General features: G+C 48.0%; 19 protein-coding genes. 5 read left to right on the forward strand and 14 right to left on the reverse strand.

The features are described 5' to 3' along the window. Both AC0XWG_RS24435 and AC0XWG_RS24440 read left to right on the forward strand, forming a co-directional pair. A complete protein-coding gene (locus tag AC0XWG_RS24435; protein ID WP_004883039.1) occupies window positions 1-1,800 on the forward strand; it encodes a UvrD-helicase domain-containing protein in 1,800 nt (599 codons plus the stop codon). A 288-nt stretch (window positions 1,801-2,088) separates the two neighbouring features. Then, window positions 2,089-3,336, forward strand: coding sequence for a hypothetical protein (locus tag AC0XWG_RS24440; protein WP_004883036.1), 1,248 nt, complete (start codon window positions 2,089-2,091; stop codon window positions 3,334-3,336). Window positions 3,337-3,575: 239 nt separating this feature from the next. Here AC0XWG_RS24440 and AC0XWG_RS24445 read toward each other — a convergent pair whose 3' ends face one another. The 7 genes from AC0XWG_RS24445 to AC0XWG_RS24475 form a co-directional block, all read right to left on the reverse strand. Then, window positions 3,576-4,643 (reverse strand): PDDEXK nuclease domain-containing protein, encoded by a 1,068-nt coding sequence (locus tag AC0XWG_RS24445; RefSeq protein ID WP_004883035.1) that lies wholly within the window; start codon window positions 4,641-4,643, stop codon window positions 3,576-3,578. Then, a complete protein-coding gene (locus AC0XWG_RS24450) occupies window positions 4,640-5,839 on the reverse strand; it encodes a tyrosine-type recombinase/integrase (protein ID WP_004883034.1) in 1,200 nt (399 codons plus the stop codon). Before AC0XWG_RS24450 ends, AC0XWG_RS24445 begins: the two co-directional genes overlap by 4 nt. Window positions 5,840-6,341: 502 nt before the next feature. After that, complete coding sequence (locus AC0XWG_RS24455; protein ID WP_040115178.1) at window positions 6,342-8,798, reverse strand: Ig-like domain-containing protein; 2,457 nt, start codon at window positions 8,796-8,798, stop codon at window positions 6,342-6,344. 315 nt (window positions 8,799-9,113) lie between these two features. Next, entirely contained in the window at window positions 9,114-11,501 is a 2,388-nt protein-coding gene (locus AC0XWG_RS24460; protein ID WP_040115176.1) for an Ig-like domain-containing protein, read from the reverse strand. A gap of 247 nt (window positions 11,502-11,748) precedes the next feature. Next, window positions 11,749-11,925 carry a hypothetical protein gene (locus AC0XWG_RS24465; protein WP_044256769.1) on the reverse strand — a complete coding sequence of 59 codons (177 nt, stop codon included), beginning with the start codon at window positions 11,923-11,925 and terminating at the stop codon, window positions 11,749-11,751. 14 nt (window positions 11,926-11,939) lie between these two features. Next, window positions 11,940-13,616 carry a DUF4942 domain-containing protein gene (locus AC0XWG_RS24470; RefSeq protein WP_040115175.1) on the reverse strand — a complete coding sequence of 559 codons (1,677 nt, stop codon included), beginning with the start codon at window positions 13,614-13,616 and terminating at the stop codon, window positions 11,940-11,942. Window positions 13,617-13,880: 264 nt separating this feature from the next. After that, on the reverse strand, window positions 13,881-15,035 hold the full coding sequence (locus AC0XWG_RS24475; RefSeq protein ID WP_040115173.1) for a ParB/RepB/Spo0J family partition protein: 1,155 nt from the start codon (window positions 15,033-15,035) through the stop codon (window positions 13,881-13,883). Window positions 15,036-15,374: 339 nt separating this feature from the next. Between AC0XWG_RS24475 and AC0XWG_RS24480 the strand changes: the two genes are divergently transcribed. After that, window positions 15,375-16,220 carry a DNA adenine methylase gene (locus AC0XWG_RS24480; RefSeq protein WP_015063093.1) on the forward strand — a complete coding sequence of 282 codons (846 nt, stop codon included), beginning with the start codon at window positions 15,375-15,377 and terminating at the stop codon, window positions 16,218-16,220. Between the two features lie 14 nt (window positions 16,221-16,234). On the opposite strand, the gene AC0XWG_RS24485 is transcribed toward AC0XWG_RS24480, so the two are convergent. From AC0XWG_RS24485 to AC0XWG_RS24500, 4 genes are all read right to left on the reverse strand, one after another. Then, entirely contained in the window at window positions 16,235-17,056 is an 822-nt protein-coding gene (locus AC0XWG_RS24485) for a hypothetical protein (RefSeq protein WP_015063094.1), read from the reverse strand. A gap of 266 nt (window positions 17,057-17,322) precedes the next feature. Then, a complete protein-coding gene (locus AC0XWG_RS24490) occupies window positions 17,323-18,042 on the reverse strand; it encodes a DnaJ-like cysteine-rich domain-containing protein (protein ID WP_015063095.1) in 720 nt (239 codons plus the stop codon). Continuing rightward, the gene (locus AC0XWG_RS24495; protein ID WP_022652148.1) at window positions 18,039-18,239 is read right to left on the reverse strand and encodes a hypothetical protein; all 201 of its coding nucleotides are present in this window, start codon (window positions 18,237-18,239) and stop codon (window positions 18,039-18,041) included. Before AC0XWG_RS24495 ends, AC0XWG_RS24490 begins: the two co-directional genes overlap by 4 nt. Before the next feature lie 17 nt (window positions 18,240-18,256). Further along, window positions 18,257-19,039 (reverse strand): hypothetical protein, encoded by a 783-nt coding sequence (locus tag AC0XWG_RS24500; protein WP_475681137.1) that lies wholly within the window; start codon window positions 19,037-19,039, stop codon window positions 18,257-18,259. Between the two features lie 268 nt (window positions 19,040-19,307). On the opposite strand from AC0XWG_RS24500, the gene AC0XWG_RS24505 reads away from it, so the two are divergent. After that, a protein-coding gene (locus tag AC0XWG_RS24505; RefSeq protein WP_095033700.1) for an IS1-like element IS1B family transposase occupies window positions 19,308-20,005 on the forward strand; the annotation gives its coding sequence in 2 pieces (ribosomal slippage) (window positions 19,308-19,557 and window positions 19,557-20,005; 699 coding nt in all). 622 nt (window positions 20,006-20,627) lie between these two features. Beyond that, window positions 20,628-22,166: a methyl-accepting chemotaxis protein gene (locus tag AC0XWG_RS24510; RefSeq protein WP_032427716.1), complete on the forward strand. Its 1,539-nt coding sequence runs from the start codon at window positions 20,628-20,630 to the stop codon at window positions 22,164-22,166. A gap of 176 nt (window positions 22,167-22,342) precedes the next feature. Here AC0XWG_RS24510 and AC0XWG_RS24515 read toward each other — a convergent pair whose 3' ends face one another. From AC0XWG_RS24515 to AC0XWG_RS24525, 3 genes are all read right to left on the reverse strand, one after another. Further along, window positions 22,343-22,585: a hypothetical protein gene (locus AC0XWG_RS24515; RefSeq protein WP_172700891.1), complete on the reverse strand. Its 243-nt coding sequence runs from the start codon at window positions 22,583-22,585 to the stop codon at window positions 22,343-22,345. Between the two features lie 205 nt (window positions 22,586-22,790). Beyond that, window positions 22,791-23,399 carry a DUF2913 family protein gene (locus AC0XWG_RS24520; protein ID WP_435561506.1) on the reverse strand — a complete coding sequence of 203 codons (609 nt, stop codon included), beginning with the start codon at window positions 23,397-23,399 and terminating at the stop codon, window positions 22,791-22,793. 244 nt (window positions 23,400-23,643) lie between these two features. After that, window positions 23,644-24,341 (reverse strand): IS1-like element IS1B family transposase gene (locus AC0XWG_RS24525; RefSeq protein WP_227525589.1). Its coding sequence is split into 2 segments (ribosomal slippage): window positions 23,644-24,092 and window positions 24,092-24,341, totalling 699 coding nucleotides; the frame shifts between segments, so codons are not numbered across the junction. Between the last annotated feature and the right edge of the window lie 683 nt (window positions 24,342-25,024).

Raw genomic sequence — 25,024 nt, forward strand, 5'->3', positions numbered from 1 at the left:
ATGTTCATGTGGAACAAAGATGATCTGAATCCCGAGCAGGAAGCAGCCATTCTGAAGCCAGGGAGCGTCTTTCTCATCGCTTGCCCGGGCAGCGGGAAAACGCGCACGCTCACCTACAAAATCGCCTATGAGTTGTCCAGGCTGAAATCGAACAAGCAGTTTGTCGTTGCCATCACTTATACGCACCGTGCCGCCGACGAAATCCACGAGCGCATTGAGAGCCTTGGGGTGGATACATCCCGATTATGGATAGGAACGATACATTCGTTCTGTCTTGAATGGATATTGAAACCGTACGGCATCTATCACGAAGCGTTGGATCGAGGCTTCCGTGTGATCGATCAGCATGAGCGCGAGAAAATCCTGGAGGCATTGTGCAAGCCTTACCAGAAGCCAAAAATAACATTCTGGGATTGTGAGTTTTATTACACCGAAACTGGATATGTGCTCTCCTGCCCACAAGATTGGAAGCATTCGGGTCTTCACGTCATATTGGGCAAGTATTTTGAGATTCTGCACGAAAGTCGGCAGCTAGACTTTGAGCTCATTCTTTACTATGCGTACCAACTGATCGCACGTCATCCTGCGATCAGCACTCTTCTGGCACAGTTGTTCTCTTTCGTGCTGATCGACGAGTATCAGGACACCAAACGAATTCAGTATTCGATCATCACCGCCATTCTGAAAGCTGGTCAAGGTGCGACCAAGGCCTTTATTGTCGGAGATCCTAACCAGGCGATTTATCAATCGCTTGGCGGATATCCGATTGCCTTCGAGGATTTCAAGGCGATGGCCAATATCGATTTGGACGAACTCGAACTGTCGCGGAACTACCGTTCTTCTGAGCGCATCATTGAGTACTTCGGAAACTACAACGTTCACAACACACGCATCGAAGCCGCATCCGAGGACAAGGCGTACCCAAGCCTTATTTCATTCGACGACACAGTGAGCAAAAATGATCTGGACGCTGAGCTCATCCGGCTCATCCGTTTCAACATTGAGACTATGGGCATCTCACCTCACGAGGTGTGCATTCTCGCGCCACAGTGGACGCATCTTGCAAGCATGACACGTCGTTTGGTCGCCAGCATGCCGGAGTACTCATTCGATGGCCCCGGTATGGTTCCCTTTGCACGGGACACAGAGAATTTCTGGTACAGGCTTTCTAAGATTGCACTTACTCAGGCATCGCCGGGAATGTATGTGCGCAGACTGCGGTGGGCCGGGGAGATTCTGAATGACCTAGAGGCGGCCGGGGCTAGCGTGTCGAAGCTCACGCGGAGGTCCTTGTTGAGGGAGTGCAATGCAATTAAGATCGATGAAACAGATGGTCTTACCTACTTGAGCGCATTTTTCGAGCGTCTGTTTGCAAACTTAGCAATCGACTTTCGCCTTTTCACGCTGCTTCAAGAGCATCACGTTGCCTTCTTCGATAGTTCGCAAGCCCGGGTAAATCGATTGAAGAGTGAAGGTAGCGAATTTATAGGCGATATTGAGACATTCAGGAAGGTATTTCAGCATAGGACTGGAATCACCATCTCGACGATACACGGCGTCAAGGGAGCCGAGTTCGATGCAGTGATCGCTTATGCATTATTAGAAGATATGGTGCCGCATTTCAATGATCCGAACGGTCAAGAAAGCGCGATGAAATTGCTGTATGTCATTGGTTCGCGGGCAAGGAAGAACCTGCACCTTGTTTCGGAACGAGGTCGAGTTCGCCAGTATTCTGGCGAAGAGTATCAAGTAACTCGCAAGCTTGCCTCATGCAGTTTTGGATACGATCAAATTCCATAGAAATCACGAGTAGCGCAACCGCGCTCTCTATGGGATGCCCTACAGCTTTGTTTAGCGTTTGGCTGAATCATCTGCGCGCGGCTCGCTCTGCATGCCCTGCTGTCGCCAGCTCAACATGCAAGCGGAGCGCGCAGGCCCGGATCACAGTGTCGGGCCGTGGAGGGCTGGCGAATGCCAGTCCCGTCAGGGATGAGCGAATAGCGAACGTGGAGCAGCGCGATCCACAAAGTGGAGACGCTCAAGGTTCCGTCGCTTACTATTTGGACTACGGCGAGTTGAGTAAAAAATATGAAAAATATCTTTGAAGAAATCAATGAATTTTCTTCGGAAAAAATCGCGTTATTCAGCTTTGGGAAATTTTGCTACGTCTTTCTTAATAAAGACCCGATCTTTGTCAAGAAATTGCTTCCCCTCATCCAAACCTCTCTGGCAAATGAGAGCTTTCAGGCAGACGTAATGCGTGCTTATACGGAGGGCTGCATGAATGAAAAGGCGGCCATTCTGAAAGAATTTGAAGCCAAACGCGACCATCCAAACGCAGCCAAGTTTTATGGGCCACAGCTTGATCTAGTGGACAAGCGATTGGCTATAAAGACAATCCAGCATTTAATGGACTACTTAAATAATTATCTCAACGAGTATCCGGGATCGCTAGAAATTCTCAACAATTCCTACAAGCATATCCATGACGAAGATGGTGTTTCGTACATAAAAGAAAATTACGCAAATTATCGCATTGGCTGCATTTTTTATTCCAAGCACCAATCAATCATGGGGAGGGCTGAGATGCTGGAGCTAAAATATTCCAAGGTAGTTGAACGTGAGTACGAGAAAATTGGAATTGACATAAGAAAGGAAGATGCTCAGTTCTCTAAATATAGTCTTGTCAGCCTGAACGAGAATATTCAGATATTCAACGACAAGGATAGTCAGACAATACGCGATGAACGCATAGGGCGACACTTCTGGATAAAAGTTCCGAGGAAGCTGCTTACCTCTATCGAGGAACTCATTGAAAAAGGAATGCTGTCCGAAATAGCATTCAGGATTGATTACGTCTCCGATTATGTCCCTGCAATGGAGGAGATGGAGTTTGGCGCTCCGTTGCGATTGAAAATATCTTCCCTTCCTAGATTGTCAAAGTTCTACTCCACCGATAAATATGAGAACAATCTATGGATTCACCATGACGCAGAGAAGCTAAGTTTGACTTTTGAAGAATTGATGGAGGACTTTGAGGTGGCAGGCGACGACGTCGTAACGCAAGTCATCCATCTTGAATACAGTTCAAAAGGCGATGATTTTTTTATAACTCACTTGGATCACGAATTTATCGTATATACGTTGGATAGCTATCAAGAAAGATTGAGCAATGCCAACATCAAGGGGCATAGAAAAATAAAGACATTCAAAATAGATAACTCAATGATCCCGTTTGATATAAATATTAGCGGGGATCTTTTTCTGTTTCAGGTTCTCGATTCGTATTTAAAAAATGATGACTTGATTCGTGAATATTTTGAAAAAATTAACTGACTTTATAGTTTGAGATATTTAATTAAAACAGCGATCGGCATAGAACATGGCGCTGCTGCCCGCGATAATCATGTGATTGGGCGCTCGCGCCCACTAGCCCCAGCGCATCCTTGAGCCGCAGGCCAGTTCCTTATCGGCCTATGGCGATTCCACACTAGCATGGAGCCTCGATAGAGCAAGAGATCCGTTGCCACATGCTCGTGCTGTGGTTTGGGTGTACGTTTGGACAGATGCTGCTGTCAGGACTTCTCGCCAGGCTGCCGCTGCTCGATCTGCAACCGCGCCCGTTCGGTCGCCTGCTGCAACCGCTCCCCCAGCACCGCACGCGGCGGCAGGGTCGTCAGGTATTCGGCTACGTGGATGCCCGACTTGTCCAGCTCCAGCAACTCGATCTGCTCTGACTTCTTGCCGGTACAAAGAATGATGCCCAGCGGCGAGGCTTCCTCCGGTTCGCGTTCGTGCTTGTCGAGCCAACGCAAATAAAGCTCCATCTGCCCCTTGTATGCTGCCTTGAACTCGCCGATCTTCAACTCCACCGCCACCAGCCGCCGCAGCTTGCGGTTATAGAACAGCAGGTCCAGGTGGAAATCCTCGTCGTCGATCTGGATGCGTTTCTGCCGGGCTAGGAAAGAGAAGCCCGCGCCCAACTCCAGCAAAAAAGACTCCATTTCGCGGATGATCGCGGCTTCCAGGTCGCCTTCCTGCCAGGTATCGCGCAGGCCCAGGAAGTCGAGGATGTACGGGTCGCGCATGACCAGCGCCGGCGACATGCGCTGCGCATCGCGCATCGCCGCCAGCTCTTGCGTGATCGTCTCGTCCGGCTTCTTGGACAGCGCCGTGCGCTCGTATAGCATCGAGTCGATGCGCTCGCGTAGCGTCCGCACGCTCCAGCGTTCGGCGCTGGCCATTTGCACGTAGTAGTCCCGCTGGAGCGGGTCTTTTAGCGGCAGCAGCGCCACGAAATGCGACCAGCTCAATTGTCGTGACAGCGTCACGACAATTGGCTCGTCCGAGAAGGTGGCGGCGAACTGCACCATCCGGCGCAGGTTCTTGTCCGCGAAGCTACGTCCGTAGTCGCGGACAAGCTGCGCCGCCAGGGTCGGCAGGATTTCGTCGCCGTACCCGGCCCGCTGCCCGGCAAGCACTTCCGTATGGATGCGCTGGCCAATGCGCCAGAACAGCAATGTCAGCTCGGCATTGACCGCCGAGGCGACGCGCTGGCGCGACGCTTCGATCAGTGCCCGGATGTCGCCCAGCAGCGCGGGCGGCGCTGCTGGCGCTGAGACGGATGCCTTGCGCCGGGTCATGCGGCCACCTCCTTGGCTCCCTGCATCCCGGTGATCGTCTTACGCCGATTCGCCACCAGTTCGGCCGCCTCTCGCACCGGCTTATCCTCGGTGTGGACGTAGCGCATGAACATGACGACGGTCTTGTGCGCCGTTAGCGCCATGCCGACCTTGACCGGGATGCCCGAATTGGCAATGTCGGTCGCCGAACGGTGGCGGATGCCGTGCGTGCCCACGTGCGTAGCGCCAGCCGCCTTGAGCGCACGGCTCCAGCCACCGTAATACTCGCCCGTGGTTAGATGCTTGCCAGCGTGGCTAGGAGAAGGCAGCACATAGCGGCTACCCTCCTGCCGGGGTGCCGTCGAGAGTAGCCGATAGGCTTCCTCGCTCATGGGCTTAGACATGCCGCCTGTCTTGCTGTCAGGCCAGACGACGCGCCGGTTCTGCAAGTCAACCCAGTTCCATTCCAGCGCGATGATTTCCGAGCGGCGGCCGGCGAACTCGAACTGCAGGCGGATTCCCAAAGGGATGACGTAGTTCTCCAGCCCCTCCGACTCGATCTTGTCGAGCTGTCGGAACAGGTTGCCCATTTCTTCGTCGCTGATGAGGTGAGTCGATTTGCCGGCAGGGAACATCGGGACGTGACGGCAAGGGTTGGTACCGTCGGGCCGATAGCCCCATACCTCGGCCATGTTGAACATCTTGCGCAAGACGCTGAATACCTTGTTCGCCTCGGTCTGCTTGTACGAAAGCTTTTCCATCAGTCCGGCGATTTCAGGACGCTTCACGTCCTGAACTTTCTTGCGTCCCAGCAGCGGAATAATGTTGCGATTGATGACAGCCTGATAGCCGGCTTGGGTGCTGAGCTTGTTGCGCTTCTTGGAGTAGTCCTCCATGAACTTCGTGCATAGCTCCTTGACCGTAGGTGCCTGGCGCGCCTCCGCCTTCTCTGCGGCGGGATCTCCGCCTCGGCGGACTTGGGCCAGCCATTCCTGCGCCAGCGACCGCGCCTGTTCGACGGTCAGCTCCCCGTACAGTCCTAGCGAGGGCTTGCGGCGCTCGCCAGCGTTCGTCCGGTACTGGAGCATGAACACCTTGCGACCCGCCGGGGTAATCTTGCACAGGAAGCCGGGGACCAGCGTGTCCCGGAGTTCGACGGCCTCTGCCTGGGGTTGCGCCGCATCGACAGCGGACTTAGTGAGTTTGATCTTAGCCATGATGACTCCTTGGAAAGACCTGGATTCCAAGGGCCGGATAGGAGTCAGGCGGTCGGAAGTCAGGTCAGGTTTCGGAAAGCACCGGCATATGTTGAACTCGCTTAAGTCATTGATAAACCTGCTGTATCGGGCTGTAGCGTAGTCCAGCGAATTTCGGTGCTGGAGTCATGGTGAAATAAAAAAGCCTCCCGTTTAGGCGCCTCTTAAGGATGGGTTTTCGTGGCTAAAGATGAAAAGCAACACGCTTCCCGGTTAGGAGAGTTGCCCAAATCCACTATGCCGGGTGAATGATGTGTTGATCCATGCTGACGGGTAGGTGTATGGGCAGATCCGCAGAGAGCGGCAGGCCAGTTTCATTTGCGGTTTTAGTGATGGGACATCAGGTTATCCACAAAAACGGTGCATAAACCTGTGACCGGAATCTGGATAAGATGGGATAATCATCATCGCGGTGCCATTACCTTGAAAGGGTGACCCGGTACCGGGTCACCCTGCCTCGCTTTTACTTCAGTTCCTCGATATTCAGCATAAATTCTGACGTTCCGCTGACGCCGGAAATCGATGGGAAAATCGGGAAGCTGCGGCTGTCACCCAGACCCAGATCCAGCTGAACGTTTTTGCTCTCCCCTGGTGCTGCGGAAACCCCATTCACCGTAACGCCGAAGGCCGCATCCTTACGTACCGTCAGTATCGCGTCCTGTTTCCCTGTTGCGATAGAACCGTCCTTCTTGCGCAGCTGGCTGGCATACAGTACAGCCAGCGGCGTGTTGTCGGACGTTTTCAGGGCGGTACTGACGGAGATGGTCTTAAGGTTCTCCAGACGTACCAGGTTGTTCGGCAGGTAGTTAAATTCGACGGCGCTTTCTTTAACGTTGTTCATCTCGTCTTTGGCATACACGGTCAACGTGTAGGTTTCACCGTCATTAAGTGACGGGAAGATCTTCGGGTAATTCGGTGTATAGAGATCATTTCCGAGATTTACCCAGGACAACTCAACAGCATCAGATACCGGTCCACCTCGAAGCGTCATGCGAGTTAACGAGGGTTTGGTCAGCGTATCTGCGAGCTGAATTCGGACGTTTTCCAAGCCGAACACTGTCACGTTGCTGGTGATAGGTTTGTTTTCGTAGTTGATACTGATGGACGGCGGCGAGTTATCGACCGTCACGGTTTTGTAGGCTAAGCTTCCCGTGTTGCTGAAAGAATCCTGGGCGTTGAGCTGCACGTTATAGCTGCCCTCCGGGATCTGTTTCAGGTTGAAGTCGTAAGTATAATTCCCGGTTGCTGTGTTACGCCCCGTTTGTTTTCCTGTCACGTTGATATCCGCGTTATTGCGGGATTTGTCAGACAACCACACCCGGCTCAGTTTAACGGCATCGAAATACCATCCGTCTCCTGGCTCGTTGACGAATACCTGAAGAATGTTGGTCGCATCATTGTAGTTGTAGCCAGTAACTGTGGGCCCCTTTGTATGCCAGGCGATGTTTTCCCAGAGCGGCATGAAGAAGGTGGACTCGGTTGTCGAACGCACTTCATAGGCAGTATGTATATAGCCGGTGGTACCGTTTGTAATCGCCTGTGTCAGGTCGACAGTACACGACGTTGACCCGGCAGGGATCTTGCAGGTGGCACTGCCGGTAATTGCTTGTTCGTAGGGGCGTGCTTGCACAGTGAAACGGATCTTGGTTAGGTTCACCGGCATATCTGAAGCCAGAAAATTTTTCCAGTCGACGCTATTGAACCAAGTGCCGTCAGACTTCTGTCGCTCAATCGCAGGACTCCCCCACGCAGGACTTTTTACCGCCGCCGGGTCCCAGTTCAGCCAGGAGGCGTACTGAGTCAGACCGCCACCGGCCCATTGGTACCTGTTCACAGGGCGATAGTAGTTTCCATCCAGAGTACCCTGTGGGAGCTTCACTTCTACGTACACATAGGTCGTGTCTTCTGAAATAACCTTAGAGCCGCCATAATTGTTAAGAATGGTGATGCCGCCGTTACGGTATGGCTGCCAGTTAGTTCGGGGAATACGAATGACCATCCGGTACGGGTTTTCGAGTACAGAGAGCCCCCGCACAAACGGTACGTACCCTGAAGAGATCCCTGGAACCACACTCGTACTGACTCGTGAGTCATGGACCGCAAAGGGCGTATATTCCCCCATCTGGTCATCAAATAAAAAGCGCTGCGGCGGAATATTCAGCGTGTTTCCGGCCTTATCAGTGATGATAAAATTGAAGGTGAATTCTTCATTGAGATCGCTGGTGGGCATGCCAGGTTGAGTGACCGCTTCCTTTATCCAGGGGTAAAAGGCACGTTTTGCCGCCGTGTCGTAGCTGAGTGTATTATCGGAAACGACTGTTCCATTGCTGCGCTTGATGACCAACCGGATCTTGTCTATGCCATACGCATCATCAACGCCGTCAGCAAAGATGGAAAACTGGCCAGAACCTCCGCGACCGAGCTCCCAAAGTGGTCCACTCAGGACCATGTCATAGCCTGCGTTCTGGCTTGGGTATATGCTGGTGTACTTCGGCGCTGTAGTATCGATGGTGAAACGATACGTTGTGGAACTTACGACGGCTTGCTGGAGATCTAGCGTGTCATTGATTACCGTGAAAGACCCTTCACCAAGTGCAGGTAACCCCATGTCCTTTCCGTAATACTCTGTGCCGTCGGCAGCAACAATGCGGTCTGCAACACTTATCTTGGCCGTTAGTCCCGAATACATAACCTTTTTATCACTGTCCCTGGTTACAGTCACACGTTCGTACCGGTCTAGACCGGAAATTAAGTTTAGGGTCAGGGCGCCAGCCGGATTGAGATAGCTCTGCGTTGCAGGCTTAAGCGTCATTGCCAGCTGATTGGTGTCGGTATAGGAATAACTGAAAATCTGAGCCGCCGCCGGATAAGTTGAAGAGATGGCCGTGGCAATGATACAGCCTGTCAGTATTTTACGCATGTGATGCTCCCGGGATGTATTTGTCCCTATTTTACAAAATCATTTCTTCTGACCTTGCTGGTTATCAGAGGTATTTCATAGCTTTAAACTTTTGAAAATGTCCGTTATAACAACTTTGGCGAGGTAAAAATTGGCAACGGATTGACTATTGAGATGGATCTTCACCAGGACGAGAAAAAGTGACTTTTCGTACACGAACAAGTAAGCAAGAATTCATGTTTTGATGTAAATGCCACAGTGCGGGAACTGAAAGATATGGGTGGAGGTTTGGCTATATTTCAGCAAGGTGCCGACTTAACGACACCCCAAAATTATTCAGAACTGCGGGAATTCCACGGCAAACTCAGATGTACCAGAAACGCCACTCTTTCCTGGTGTGACAGAATAAATACGTTCTTCACCCTGCCCCATATCAAAAATGATTGCCTTTGTCTCTCCTGGCGCAACGGTTACGCCAGCTACACTTACCGGGAAGTCAGCATCTTTCCGCACGGACAGCGTACCGTTTAACTGCCCAGTAATGACAGAACCATCCTTTCGGCGAAGTACGCTTGTCCGGATAAAAGCCAGTGGCTGGTTATCCGTGGTCTTTAGTGCAGCCGCAGTAGCAAGGGTACGTAGCCTGTCCAGAGTGATCATGTTTGCTGGTTGATAGAGGAAATTGAGCTTTTTCGAGGACCGGTTTCCAGAGGCATCGACTGCGTGAGCTTCAATTGTATAAATGCCATCCTCTTTTGCTATTACGGGAAAGATACGCGGGTACTCTGGCGTATAAACTCCTGAGCCCTGACTGGAATAAGCTAATGTCACCTGTTCACTGTTTGGTCCACCGCTCAACACCAGTGATTCAAGCGAGGCGTCACCTGAAGGGTCAGCTACACTAATTCTGAGGTTTTCTAGTCCCTTAACCAGTTTGCCTTCAGGATCATCATTCAGATACCGGTAGGAAATTAGAGGGGCAGTGGAGTCAATGGTAAGCAAATCATTTATCACGTAGTTTGCCGTGTTGCCCACAAGATCTCTTGCATAGGCGGACAGAACGGTATATTTGCCGTCCGGCAGATCAGCATAGGAAATGACCGCGTTTTTTGTTTTAAAATCACTCTCTGTCCATGTCCTGGCGGGTAGGTCAATCACATTCCCCGTTTCGGTTTTAAGCACCACGCCAAATTCTCGAGTATCCCATGCTCCTATTTGCCATCCATTTATCCGGTCATCATCAGTAACCGTCATGGTTACATTTTTATCCATACGGTTAATTTTTACGGCGTTAATAACCGGTGGGTTGTTATCCCAAATCACTACGAATGCCCCAGCCAGATTATCATAAATAGCAGTACCGTCTTTACCTGAGACCAGATGGATGTATTGCATCCCCTTATCGGAAGTAAAGGTATAATCCACGTTCATGGTACAACCAGTGCTTCCTACCGGGATAAGGCAGTACCAGTTACGGTTCGAATTAGCTGCAACCCGTTGTACATAGTTACGAGGTTCGGTAGTCACGCGTATTTGGGTAAATTTGGCAGTTCTTACATTCCCAGTAGCACTGCTCCATTTACCGGTATCACTACGAAAAATTTCTTTGCTTGTGACCTTTGGTGCAAGTTCCATGGTTGGGGAAGGAGTGAAAGATAACTCAGAGTGATGGTACCGACGAACGCCTCCCGCAAGTGTCTGGAATTCGTGATAAATATCACCGGTACTGGGGAAAACAAAATTGAACGAATAAATATTATATGTGCTGTCAGAACTTTGATAATTGGCATCTGCCCACCCAAAGCTTGTTTTATTAGCAGCAGTAAAGTTACTTTTATTCCTGAGTACCCGCAATGATATTGGATTACTGTAAACAGTTATCCCAGCTGAGTAGTTTTCCCAGGTATTTGACCTGGTATTAAGCACCTGTAGAACAGAAGGAGGGTTGACCCGATCAATCACACTTTGTCTGCTTACTGATGCTTTATTTCCTGCCTTGTCATAAACATAAAGGCCCATACGGTATTCAGACTGAGAAGCTGGCGCCAGGGCTGGATCGCTCGCAGTAGTATTTTGGACGGTTACTGAATTATCGACCAGGTTAATTACAGCCCCTCTCTTTCGTTCAACGCCGTTCGAATCGACAAGAAAGTACTCAGCCCGGTCGAGACCAGAGCGACTGTCTGAAAGGCCTGAAAAGACGAGAGCCTGAACAGAGGCATACTGCATACCTGAAGGAACGCTGGTAAAGATGGCTTCGCTACCATATTGCCATCCATTTCGCGTATATCCAATTGTGCTAGTTTTAGGGGGAGTGCGGTCGATAGATATAACGTAGTCCCGGCGAGAAATTTCATTATTCTGGAGATCTGTGATCACTTCCCTCAGGGTGTAATTATCTTCACCAAACGCAGGGACACTTAACCTTTTTCCATAATAGTCATACCCGCTACTGGAGGTCATACGGTCATCAACCGTAACTTTGCTACTTTTCGTGCTCCACAAGCTTGCACCGTTGACATTAAGTAACGACAACTGGACGTACCGGTCTAAGCCGGAGATTACATCAGCCTCGAATGAGGTTGCTGGATTAATCCACTGCACAGATGGAACAACAATCTTTGGTTGATTCTGAGTGTCATTGAATCTTAACTCTGCAATCTCAGCTTGTGCCGTAAACGAAAAAGCTATGAGTGGTGCTAAAAGTATCGCCCTGCATTTCATGATTATCCTCCCCCAGTCAAGGTATCAATAATACCAAGTGAGCAAGGCTAACTTTTCTGGGAAGGGGATATAAAAAACAAGAAAAAAAATAGTGAAATGTTCGCCAATAAAAGCAGGAATGCGAAGTGCTTAACATGCACTATTAATCACAGTTTATCTCATCCTGAGTAATAACCACTGCTCGGGCTCCCCGCTATCTTGTAGGGAGCCCATAAAGGGAGCAATCTGTACCAACTCCTTTAACAGGTTAGTTTTCAAACCAGGGCGAATCGGCAGCGTTGGCGGATTCTTCACTTTGCGGTGACTCTCCCAGAAATTGTACTTCATGTACCGGTTTACTTTTCCCCAGGCTCTGCTGGAAATCATCCATCATAAATTCAACATCATTTTGGTCCTCTGGCAGGCCAGGTGAGATTTCAGACATGGTCTTTCCTTCAGTTAAAGGCATTCTACATACAGAACACGGACGGAGACGGCAGTGTTGTCAAACTCGTTATCGAAGGTGTCCATCCATTCAGCACGGTATCCCTCGCCCAGCAGGTTATCGATCCCCTGAAGGGATAGCGGCAGGACGGCCGCTAAACGCCCGCCGGAAACTAGATGAGACGCAGCGGCCAGTAGATGGAGTTTAGCCCGGTTGTCAGCAAAAGGTGGGTTCATCACCACGCAGTCGAATTTCTGATTCGGGTTCGCTGCTGACCATGCCAGAAAATCGGCCTCCGTTGTATCGTAACCTTTAGCTCGGGAGACCAGACAATTCAGTGTATCCAGTTCGATGCCGGTAACGTTGACGCTCTTAGGGAAACATTGCAGCAAATCCCCGTGCCCGATGCTTGGCTCTAGCAGCCGCTCCCCCTCCCCGGTCGCAATAATGGATGCGACGTATTCACTGAGTCGCAGCGATGAAGGGTAAAACTGGTGGGATACAATATCGGGCATGGCACCCATATGACCGATGAAGCGCATCACTTCGGTCGGGTCATAATCAAATGTCACATGGTAGCTAGTAATCCGGGCACCGAGGAAACGCAGAACCTCCGCGTTCACCTGCCGCGTTTTATCAGCGAACTCACCGGCATAACCGAGCGATGTCCAGCTGGACCATTCCTTTTCATTCCGAGTGAATTCCAGCTCTGCGAGCTGCATCCGTGAATGAAAATCGATGCAGCGTTTCAGTGCCGGGAACTCCTGCAACGTGGCTTTGTAATGGGCTAAGCGTTCAGTAGGCAGCGCCAGAGGGACAATGGCAGCAAGAATGTTGTTAAGCCGTTCTGCAATATCAGGATGTACATCAATGTGCATCGAACCATTCTTGTAAACCCGAAAACGAATACTGTTGCCATCCAGGCTGATCCAATTTCTGAACCCAGCATGACCAACCATATTCTCTACCATTTTTTTCGTGTCATAGACCGGTTTAACTGTTTCTCCCCGGAAATAAGAACAGATCACCCGCAGTTCCGACAGTGGCATGAGTCCTGATTCTTTGAATTCAACTTTAAGTTTTACCCACTTGTCTTTCACCCCTTCACAGACGCCGACGGTGATCATGCGGGTTGAGAAACCAAACGCTTTATTGGTTTTGTGGTGACGGCTTAATGATTGAAAAACGGCATAGACGCGCTCTTTAATGAACTGATGCCGGTCATTGAGCAATGTGACAACCGTGGCAACTACTGCGTCGAGTGTAAACTCAGGGATCTCCTGCGGAGGCCGGTGATATCGGTCAGCAGTAAATTGCTTGTCCCATTCGTTCTTTTTTTCGTCAGACATCACGGACAGCACATCGGTAAGGGCCATTACCCGCTTCCAGTACTCAGAACGAAGTGCGTTTTCTGCGTACAAGGCATCTGCTTCTGAAATGAGATGGTTATAGCCCGAGAGGTAGGAATAGAGCTTCTGATTTCCGTATTTCATAAACTGAGTGGACATGGACCTCAGTAAACTAAGCTCTTCGTTATAGGATTCGACCTGGCTGGCAATGATGCCAAGCTCTTCCCGCATTTCGGGCAGAAAGTTATCCTCGTTAACACTGAGGCCAGTTAGAGGCATACAAGCGACCAGAGAGTTCCCTGGGGCGCCCATTTGGGGGAAATCAGATTCAACAGCAGACATAGCACCAGTCCTTTATGTAGGAATTATCTATTACCAGGATAACAACCTCGATCAAAAAGCTAATAGGTTGGGCGACATAAAAATATTGAAAGTTGCGCTGCGGGAGGTAGGACAGACAGATGTCGTTTTAATGAAGAGAAAGCGTGCCGGAGACAGGACAAAAAAAGCCCCTACTTAGTAGGGGCAATGGGCGTGAGCCTGGGTGGCTCGTTCTTGAATATCGTACTTCTAATTATGTGCTACTCATATGTTGAAATGCATAATTCAGGCCTGTGCTGGTGGTGCTTCAGATTGTGGTTCTCCGCCAGTATTTGTGTTTTTCGCGGATTTGTAAGTCACTTTCTCCCCTTTCAATCGAGCTTGCCGATTTTCGACCCGGCGAAGCTGCTTGTTTTCTGCTTCAGTGATCTCACTTTGCAGGTTCTTGAGCATCTCCAGCATGCTTCGGTTCAACGTAAAGGAAATTTCTTCATCTTCGCTGGAGTCGGTCACTTCGGGAAGTTGGATATCACCGAGTTTCTGCAACAAACTCGTAGTGATGAGTTTGACCCCTTCTACGGCTTTTGTGGCGAGAACAGGTGGAACACGTGCCGGTTTAAAATCGGAAGGGACAACACGAATACTGCCACGTGGCGTCTTCTTAATCTTGATACCGCTTGAATCAGCTTTCTCAAGCTCGGCGATCATTTTTTCGATACGAGAGATGGCTTCCGTTTCACCGAACTCATCAATAAGGGATAGGACTGCAACATAGGAAATAGCATCGGCATGGATTAATTTTTTGATGTAGACAGAGCATCCGGTCAGACGAATGAGAGCAGCAATGGTTGTACTACTCTTGCCCTCACGTTCGGCAATACGATCAAGCGACCATCCGCCCAGCGCCTGAAGACGTCTGTAGGATTCACCCAGTGCCACTGGAGAAAGAGCCAGACCACGGTTCCCGTCAATTGTCGTCAGTTCGCAGCTGATCTCATCGGCTTTCATCTCGATGCAAAGAATGGTGAGGTCAGTATGTCCTTCTGCCTGAGCCATTAAAGCCGCTTTTAAACGGCAATGGCCCTGGCGAACGTACGGAATACCGTCTTTGATCAGAACGCGTATAGGGTCAACGTAATCACCCCGGATGAATGCACACTTGATGTTATTGAGATGATCTACGACTTCCGGCAGCTGGTAATATGCCTCCCCCATCCCCATCTCACGGGAGTTGAAGCCTGGCGAGATTTGAACCACTGAAGGGTTGATAGCCCAAGCTTTTTGTTCAGTGACTTCATTACAAAGGTCAGGGTTCGCGTCGCGGAACTGCTTCATGCCACTGACGAATCGGCCGGAACCTGTCACTGTTGAAAATGACACGAGGGGTGATTTAAAGACCCGTGAGTTAGTTTGCTGGGAATCAGTCATCAGATCACTCATAGATACTCCGTTGTATTCTTTTTTGCCATACCTTTCATCTGTGCGTGAATACTATCGGAAAAAAAAATCTCACTTTTTCGTTAAAAAGGTACTTTTGGGGTTTATTCCGAATTTCGCGAAGCAAAACGTTCTGATGCTCAGACCTAAAAGATTAAATAAACAATTAAAAACAAATGTTTATGCGAGCTAAGAAGGTAGTTAACTTTTTTGCCAAAAAGTGAAAAAAAATAAAAAAATGTGTCGGAATGAAAATTTCTTTCACAACACCCGCGATTTTCCCTGCTTAAACCTTGTTGGTTGTAATCCGGCTTTCGGTACCATAAGGGTGACATACCGATAATGCTTAAAGGAGAATACGCGTTGCGAAAACATACACCAATCATCAAATGGGCGGGGGGTAAAACCAAACTGATGCCATTCATCAGTCAGCATTTCCCACATGATCAGAGCCGCCGGTGGGTCGAACCATTTATCGGCGGGGGCGCTGTGTTCCTTAACATGTTTGCCACCGATGCACTCTTGGCAGACAGTAATCCGGATCTAATCAATCTGTACCGCAACATCCAGCGGAATAAATCGGCATTCATCAGAGAAGTGAATCTTCTGGCGGAAAGGGAATTTGATAAAGAGGATTACTTAAAGCTGAGGAACACGTTTAACAGCACCAGTTTGGATGATGCCCCGCTGCAACGAGCAGTCCTTTTCTACGCAATGAACCGACTCGGATATAACGGCCTGTGTCGTTACAATCTGAAACGTAAGTACTCAGTTCCGTGGGGGAATCGATCCAAGTTAACTCTGGACCCCCAGAAAGTCGATTATCTCTCATTCAGACTTTCTGGCGTTGAGCTGACAACCGCAGATTTTGGTCTGACGTTGGAGAGTGCTGGTGGTTGTGACCAAATTTATTGCGATCCGCCTTATGATAAAATCAGCAAAACCAGCTTTGTCAGTTATGACGGCATACCGTTCAATAAGAGCGCACATGTTAAACTGGCGGATATGCTGGTGGCAGCTCATCGTAAAGGGGCTTCAGTGGCCATATCCAACAGCTTGACTCCCTTTACGCTGGAGCTCTATGAAGAACGCGGTTTTGAAATTCATACTCTCAATGCTTACCGTTCTGTCGGCAGTCAATCAAAATCGCGAAAAAAGGAAAAAGAGATCCTGGCTGTCCTTCGTTAAGTGACAGTCAGTGGTTAGTCGATCGGGCTTATCCATTCCTCAAAGCTCAAAACTTCGGAATGGTCCCGACTGGCATAAGGAATAAACTGAAGCTCTTCGATGGACCGCTCCCCTCTCTTACCTTCACAAATAAACGATATAAGCCCCAGATCTGCAAGTTGGGTAAGAACATGCATGATTCGTACGTTCACCGTCTGCAACTGAAGAGCGTTAGCAATATCGGTAATTTTATGGGAATGGCGCCGAGACTTTCGCAAATATTCAAAAATGACAAGTTGGGTATTACGTCTCTTCAATAACTTCTCGGTCATAAATTCCTGAATTAACCCCCCAAGTAACACCAAGATCGGCCGCAGCACACCAGGGAACATCAAAGTATAAGACTGTGATGTTTTGATCAGTGTAAAGGACGTCAGAAAGCTAAAGTTCAGGCGCTTCTTTGAATACGGGATATATACGGCCAATGTAGTCGACAAGTGAGTAAGTAATTCTTCCAGATGATCCAATGTGATCATTGCTGTTTTATCGGTATTACGCAGACCGTGATAATCAATAAATGCCACTCTGGCACGACTCAGCCATTCATGTATGTTAATGGATACAGTGAACGGAGCATTTTCATCGACAACGTTGGCGGCATGATCAGCGAGCTGGTTGTGGATTAGCATAGACAGCTGGTAAAACGGAAACCGGCAGGATGGATGACACTGTAGTCCCGTTAGGGTAAGTTTTGTAGTACTCGAGCCATTTAGCGGAAAAGTAACTTTCCGGGATATAATTTTTGCTGACGCTCTTGCTGACTTGCAGATGAACCCAAGTCCAAGATCATTTTGCATACATCACTCCGTTTTAACAAAATCGCCTTAACCTGAATGTTAAGGAGAATAAAATTAAATATATAATTAATAAGATTATCATTTTTAATTTAAAAGATTAGTTAATAACGGGTGTTGAATTTAAAGAAATAGGCATATTTTTCAGAGTTTAAAACCGGGTAAAAACCCGATGCGTGAGCAACAAATTTGACGTGAGTGAGTCGGCACGACAGTGCAGAAAGCCTGTGGCTAATGAATAAACACCCTGTATTTGGGAGTTCTGTTCACTACGCACTAGGCTTTGTGGTTAATTTAAACACCGTCAGTAATGCGTAGGGCACAGAGTCAAAATAGTGGATCTTTCTCACCCTTCCGGAAAGATGATAGCTATGCCCCAATAAAACATGATCCTGCACATTACCTGTTAATGCGAATCCATCATTCTGCTTTTTGCCTGTAAAAGTAAAAAAGTAGCTGTGGGAGCCTTTTGAAAAAGCAGCTCGCACTTCTGTAAAAATGATATCAATACTCACTACATCACCAATGCTGAAAGAATGCTCAACAGGTACATCAGCGTTTTCTGGCAAATCTTTAGAAACGGGTTGGTAAGTTGAGTAGAAAGATTCTAACTGACGAACTGTTAAAAAGAGATTGTTGTTTAACTGCTGTGAAATGCTTACTGCAAACTTAGAATTATCGGCTTGTAACAATGCCAGGTGCCCGCTGTGCCTACGTTTCCAAGCGTCTAGATCGGGATTGCAGCGAAATTCCGGGATAGTTTCAAGAAATTCGATGCCCTCTTTCAGTACCAGTTTTTCCTCTGTGGCCGGTGACGTTTTGCTTCCATTACATGTCACGCAGACGGCGTTTGCGATTTCTCCTGTCCCTCCGCAGGCAAAGCATTCACGTGTGATCATGGCATAATAGTGCCCATCGTTACCGTGGAAAGGCTTTACGACCGCTGGCAATAAATAACCATCGTGAGTAAAAAAAATTGAATGTTTCATTTTTTAAGGTTCTCCAGACGTCCCTCCACGATAAGTAAAGCGTCAGTCACTTTCTGTACATACTGATCATGTCCTTCTTCAAAATGATCAAAGCGCTTACCAGCGTTGATCTCAACAATGTTACGGTCGAGCGAGGCTTTCGCAATAAGTAAATCGTTAAAAGTATTAATGACGGTAAAATGTACAATCTTGTCCATAAATTATCCTCAGCTATCTACTCATTTGTCAAAAGGTCACGAATTTCGTTCAGTTCTGTAACCTTAGATTTTGGAATGATGATTGCAGTATTTTCATCATTTAGAAGACTTAATACAAGTTGAAGTTTTGCTTCATCTAAAGTGATCTTTACACTTTCATTTGTTTTTGTGATTAAAGTGTTACTGACGTTCATAAATAAATTAGAATGCTGTCCGTCTAAAATTAATTCTGTCAGTTTATTATTGTCTGACATTGTTGACCCTACATTATCAATCAAACCAATAAATTCATTTTTTAACCGTTCAGTTTTTTTATGTGAAAGACGTTTAATACCTAACGAACTGCGAGTGATAGACTTTGTTTTAATGTCTTTAGGGTTAATATGTACAGGAGGTTTTTCCTGTTCTTCGAGTGGCTCACTGTTTGTTGCTGTTTCAACGGTTGTTGGTTTCGATAAATCAAGTACGCCAGAAGATGGCACTAAAAAAGAACAGGACTCCAAGTGTGCAAGGACTTTTGCATGATCATTGGAATACTTCAACATGATTTCAATCGCGAGTGTTTTTTTAATAAGGTTTAGGCTGATTAAACGTTGCAGTTCTAAAGGCATATCAAGGATTTTAAGCTGATTGCGAATCGCTGTGCCAGACCGCTGATAGCGCATAGCAAGGGATTCAACGGTAGAGCCAAGCTTCAGGGTCTCTGCGAGTGCGTAAGCTAGTGCAACGGGATTGAGACTGTTATTCCTGTTCCCATCAAGGTTCTCTAGGTATTCTTCGATTTTATCCTTGTAGTGCATAAGTACGACTGAAAAGAGCTGGATGTCAGCTCCTTCCGCGAGAGCAAGCAATAATGCTCTGTAACGACAATGCCCTTGCCGGACAACGTACTTGGAGTCCTTCTTTACTACCTTAATTAAATCAACACGTCGCCCCTCTTTATAGGCTTGCTTGAGAGAAATAATTGCCGATTTTACTGGCTCCTGTTCGTAACAAAGATCACCGATTACCGCGGTGATGCTGCCAACTTACTGATTTAGTGTATGATGGTGTTTTTGAGGTGCTCCAGTGGCTTCTGTTTCTATCAGCTGTCCCTCCTGTTCAGCTACTGACGGGGTGGTGCGTAACGGCAAAAGCACTGCCGGACATCAGCGCTATCTCTGCTCTCACTGCCGTAAAACATGGCAACTGCAGTTCACTTACACCGCTTCTCAACCCGGTACGCACCAGAAAATCATTGATATGGCCATGAATGGCGTTGGATGCCGGGCAACCGCCCGCATTATGGGCGTTGGCCTCAACACGATTTTCCGCCATTTAAAAAACTCAGGCCGCAGTCGGTAACCTCGCGCATACAGCCGGGCAGTGACGTCATCGTCTGCGCGGAAATGGACGAACAGTGGGGATACGTCGGGGCTAAATCGCGCCAGCGCTGGCTGTTTTACGCGTATGACAGGCTCCGGAAGACGGTTGTTGCGCACGTATTCGGTGAACGCACTATGGCGACGCTGGGGCGTCTTATGAGCCTGCTGTCACCCTTTGACGTGGTGATATGGATGACGGATGGCTGGCCGCTGTATGAATCCCGCCTGAAGGGAAAGCTGCACGTAATCAGCAAGCGATATACGCAGCGAATTGAGCGGCATAACCTGAATCTGAGGCAGCACCTGGCACGGCTGGGACGGAAGTCGCTGTCGTTCTCAAAATCGGTGGAGCTGCATGACAAAGTCATCGGGCATTATCTGAACATAAAACACTATCAATAAGTTGGAGTCATTACCAACCATGCTTTGTCAGTAAAATGGATAAATAATCAGAAAAACCTGGTACTGTGCACACTGAAACACCCGAAATCAGATATCAATCTTAAAATTTAAGTTAAAATCCACTCATCAACCTGTTTGTCTAAATATTTCCACATTTATGTTCTTGGAAAAAATGTGACATATGTCATATAATATGCCGCGCGTTTACAGATGAACATTAGTTGTCATTCCGGAACAGCAAGATCCTGACGTAACGTTTAAAGCACCATAAACCAGCCTGCACAGGGAGAGTTAACTCTTCCTGCCACTGGTTATATTTTTAATTATTTAATTTGTTCCTTCGCCAGTTTCTCCCCTTCCTTGCATTTTCCGGAACGCAATATCAGGAAGGGGTATCACACGGCATCAGAAACGAAAACGGATTTACATAACCCATAAAATAAAATGAGAACTATTCCCATGCAATACTAAAGTCATCTGCCAGACCGGGGGGCACCTGGTCACTCCGACATAATTATAAAACACGACATTCAAGATATCTATTATGGCAATTCTGTTACGAACAGAGAAACAAAGAAAAGAATGCCAGTGATATCTCCGTTATTCATTCAGGATAATGAACATGAGAATTAATTCTCCGGTCACTCAAAATGAGTATGTACTGGATAAAAATATCGTACTGATGTCCACAACAGACATCCACAGTCATATCGCTTATACAAACTCAGCATTTATTGAGGCCAGCGGTTACACGCAGGAGGAACTGTCCGGACAGCCACATAACATCATGCGACATCCGGATATGCCAGAGGAAGCATTTCGTGATATGTGGAACACGCTTAAGCAGGGAGAATGCTGGGCTGGTACGGTCAAAAACCGTCGTAAAGACGGTGATCATTACTGGGTCAGGGCAAACATGTCCCCTCTCTATAAAGGAAACCAGCTTTTCGGGTACATGTCCGTCCGCTATACGCCGCTGCCGGAAGAAGTGAAGCAAGCAGAACAGCTTTATATACATCTGAAAGAGAACCGTGGGCGTGGGAAAAAACTGCATAAAGGCGTTGTTGTCAGAACCGGGTTATTTTCCTTTTTATCCCTGTTTAAAAAGATATCTGTTCAGGCTCGTATGCGGATCGCTCTTGCTGGGGCACTGCTCATGAGCCTGGCCGGCAGCATGACAGACACTTCTCCGTGGGTGTTGCCCGGTGTGATGATAATCGCCTTCCTGCTCGCCGACTGGTTTTTACGCCAGCAGATCAGCAAGCCTGTGGGTATGGTGCTTAAACATCTTCAGGATATGGCATCAGGCAAAGAGCCCGGCTCCCCCAGACTCGACAGGGTTGATGAAATTGGCATGATGTTGCGTAACGTCAACCAGGTCGGGATCCGTCTTTATTCACTGGTAAACGATACTGATGTTCAAATCAGGGAAATGTCGGTGGCAGGCTCGCAACTGGCTGCCGGAACAGAGGAGCTGAATGCCCGGACGACAGAAACGCTGGCGAATCTTCAGCATACCGCTCAGGCCACTGAAGAACTGATGGCCGCAGTGCGTCAGAGTGCGGATACAGCTGCAGAAACAGTAAAACTTGCAGCCTCCGCAGATGACTCTGCCGGAAAAGGTGAAGCAGCAATGAATGAAACAAAGGTCATGATGAAATCAATTTCTCAGGCCAGCGAAAAAATCGTTAATATTATCAGTGTTATCGATAATATTGCTTTTCAGACCAACATTCTTGCACTGAATGCCGCAGTCGAGGCCGCACGGGCAGGCTCACATGGACGCGGTTTTGCCGTGGTGGCCAGCGAGGTCAGAAAACTGGCTCAGCATTCAGCTTCCGCAGCGGCAGAGATTAAGGGGCTCATTGGCGCGACGGTTGATACCGTGGCTTCCGGCGAAAAAACCGTAGAGATCGCCAGCGGTCATATTGAAAGCATCCGTGCCGAAGTCTCCAGGGTGTCGTCCATGATCAATGAGCTCTATCACACGACAGAAGAACAGACGGCAGCGTTGACACTCATTAACCGTTCTGTTGAAAAGGTGGAGCTGATGGCTCAGGATAACAGCACGATGGTCGCACAGTCGGCCAGCTCCACGCGGGATCTGATGACACGGAGCACCAGACTTCAGGATGCCGTATCAACTTACGGTCTGAAATAACCTGGAATAACGGCAAGCGTCAGAAATACTGGCGCTTTAAATCCCGGCCAGAAATCTCACTGTACGGATATGTTACATCTTCCACACGCCAGCGAATTCTGATAATTTATTCTGCCATTAAAAAAATAGAATACCTGCATATTCAAATTCAGCACAGTGTATCTGTGCGGTTATAATTATCGGCCCTGTTTATTTTTTGCTGCTTTTTTCTTTTTCCGGACAGGGGACAAATGAGTTGTACCATCATTCTCTTCCAGCAAGGAAAGAAGAAATACCTCCTGCTCACTGGATAAATTGAGTTTTTTTATTTTATCTGCAAGGGTTCTTTTATTTTTCTCAGGTAGACTGGATTTCAAAAGAACCACCATAGAAAAAGGCTGCCCCAGAAAATAGCACAGGACAAGAAAGTTATGATCCATGCAGCACGCTTAAGCCGGTAATTATCAGCTTCCATAATACCTTTCCATTAGGATTAATCCTAACATTTTATAAGCAGTCTCCGCCCCCGTTCAAGTAATGAAAACTGAACAACCTGGTTGATCTTGCCTAAAAAATTTGAAGAAACCTGCAATAAAAAGGGTTCCGGTCCCTGTAAGCCGAAGGGAATCTGGTAAAAATCCTCCGCTAAATAACCCTGTAATCTACTAACGGTGTAGCTGACAGGCTGTACACATGAGGCTGGCTAACCTCAGGCGAAGGCTCAACTCCCCAGCCACAACGGTTAAACAGTTTCACCACGCCTTCAACTCTGCCGGTCAACCGCGCTATCAGCGGTTTTATCTGGCAGCCGTTGTCGTCAAAAGCCATCTCAAGGTTAGCCCGGGAGAGATAGATACCATTCACCCCGGCATTCAGCGTGATTGCATACCGACCTGACCATTCCCGGTCACTCAGCAGACGGTAATTCCAGTGCATATCCCTCGCGGTTTCCAGGGCATATGTCAGCCGGAAAAGATCGTTCTGCTCAGACAACTCACCGGAACAGGACCGCCAGAGATAGTGGAGCTTGCTGGCCAGTTTCGCACTGACGCCCAACTGGCGGCCCTGTTTCAGCAGCCACTCAATATCAGGCGTGACGTCACGAGAAAAACGCCGTTGTTTCAGGGCTGTTGCCAGCCAGCGGGTAAGAAACAGATTTTCCTGCGCCACAGACTGTATTCCGCCATCCTGTCTGGCCAAAGCCAGTGCCATCAGGGCACACCATGCCAGATGACCCGCTCTTTCACTTAACATCAAACCTGGTTTTCCCACCTGTACCACCACAAAATTCCCCCTGTCGGTAAAGATTAACCCTGGTTAGCGTTCTGCTCCCCGGAAGCCACCAATAATCAACATTCACTATGAGACATGCCACTATTTTAATAAATACAGAGCCCGGCAATACGTTACAAAGCGAAATAACCCTTCGATCAGAAGGACTATTTCGCCATCATCGTATAACCTGAAAAATTTTACCAACACGGGTAATGACTCCAACTTATTGATAGTGTTTTATGTTCAGATAATGCCCGATGACTTTGTCATGCAGCTCCACCGATTTTGAGAACGACAGCGACTTCCGTCCCAGCCGTGCCAGGTGCTGCCTCAGATTCAGGTTATGCCGCTCAATTCGCTGCGTATATCGCTTGCTGATTACGTGCAGCTTTCCCTTCAGGCGGGATTCATACAGCGGCCAGCCATCCGTCATCCATATCACCACGTCAAAGGGTGACAGCAGGCTCATAAGACGCCCCAGCGTCGCCATAGTGCGTTCACCGAATACGTGCGCAACAACCGTCTTCCGGAGCCTGTCATACGCGTAAAACAGCCAGCGCTGGCGCGATTTAGCCCCGACGTATCCCCACTGTTCGTCCATTTCCGCGCAGACGATGACGTCACTGCCCGGCTGTATGCGCGAGGTTACCGACTGCGGCCTGAGTTTTTTAAATGGCGGAAAATCGTGTTGAGGCCAACGCCCATAATGCGGGCGGTTGCCCGGCATCCAACGCCATTCATGGCCATATCAATGATTTTCTGGTGCGTACCGGGTTGAGAAGCGGTGTAAGTGAACTGCAGTTGCCATGTTTTACGGCAGTGAGAGCAGAGATAGCGCTGATGTCCGGCAGTGCTTTTGCCGTTACGCACCACCCCGTCAGTAGCTGAACAGGAGGGACAGTTGATAGAAACAGAAGCCACTGGAGCACCTCAAAAACACCATCATACACTAAATCAGTAAGTTGGCAGCATCACCGATTACCGCTTCCCGTGGATTAAATCCAGGCTCGATAATAAGATCTTTTGGGCTGATTTCAATAATCTGATAGTCGCAATGATTCATATAAGCACCTTTTTTTATTACATGATACATTAATGCTCTCAGATTCAAACAACTCTGAAGGCATAAAAAACAAAATTTCTTTTAGTGGTTAGGTATCTTACTAATTCAAAAATAGGCTGTTTTAAAAATTAAATTAAAAAGAAAATCTGAATAGTTTGAATTTATCTTTCTTAATAACTTCATGCTAACTGATATTTTTCCCGGCTGCATTCTATACAGGGTTTGTATCCAATCCTAAATTTGTAGGGCCAGAGCTCTTTCTCAGAGGGAATTTATCCCCGTTTTCCACAAGATAGATCAATTCTTTAGATCAATAGAGATCAATAGAGAACAATAAAGATCACGACCATTGTAACGTGATGATTTTTAAAAGAAATAGCAATGATCCGGCATTCAGGTGCATGCGAAAAGCATTTGATCGAATAAGAAAAGCATTTACTTGAATTGAAAAGGCATTTAGTTTAATGCGTGAAAAGCATTTGGACGAATAATCTATTCACAGCTAAATGTAGAAAGGGAAAAACATGGTGGGTAAGTTTAA

It is taken from the genome of Enterobacter sp. DVT3837 (genome assembly GCF_056238685.1).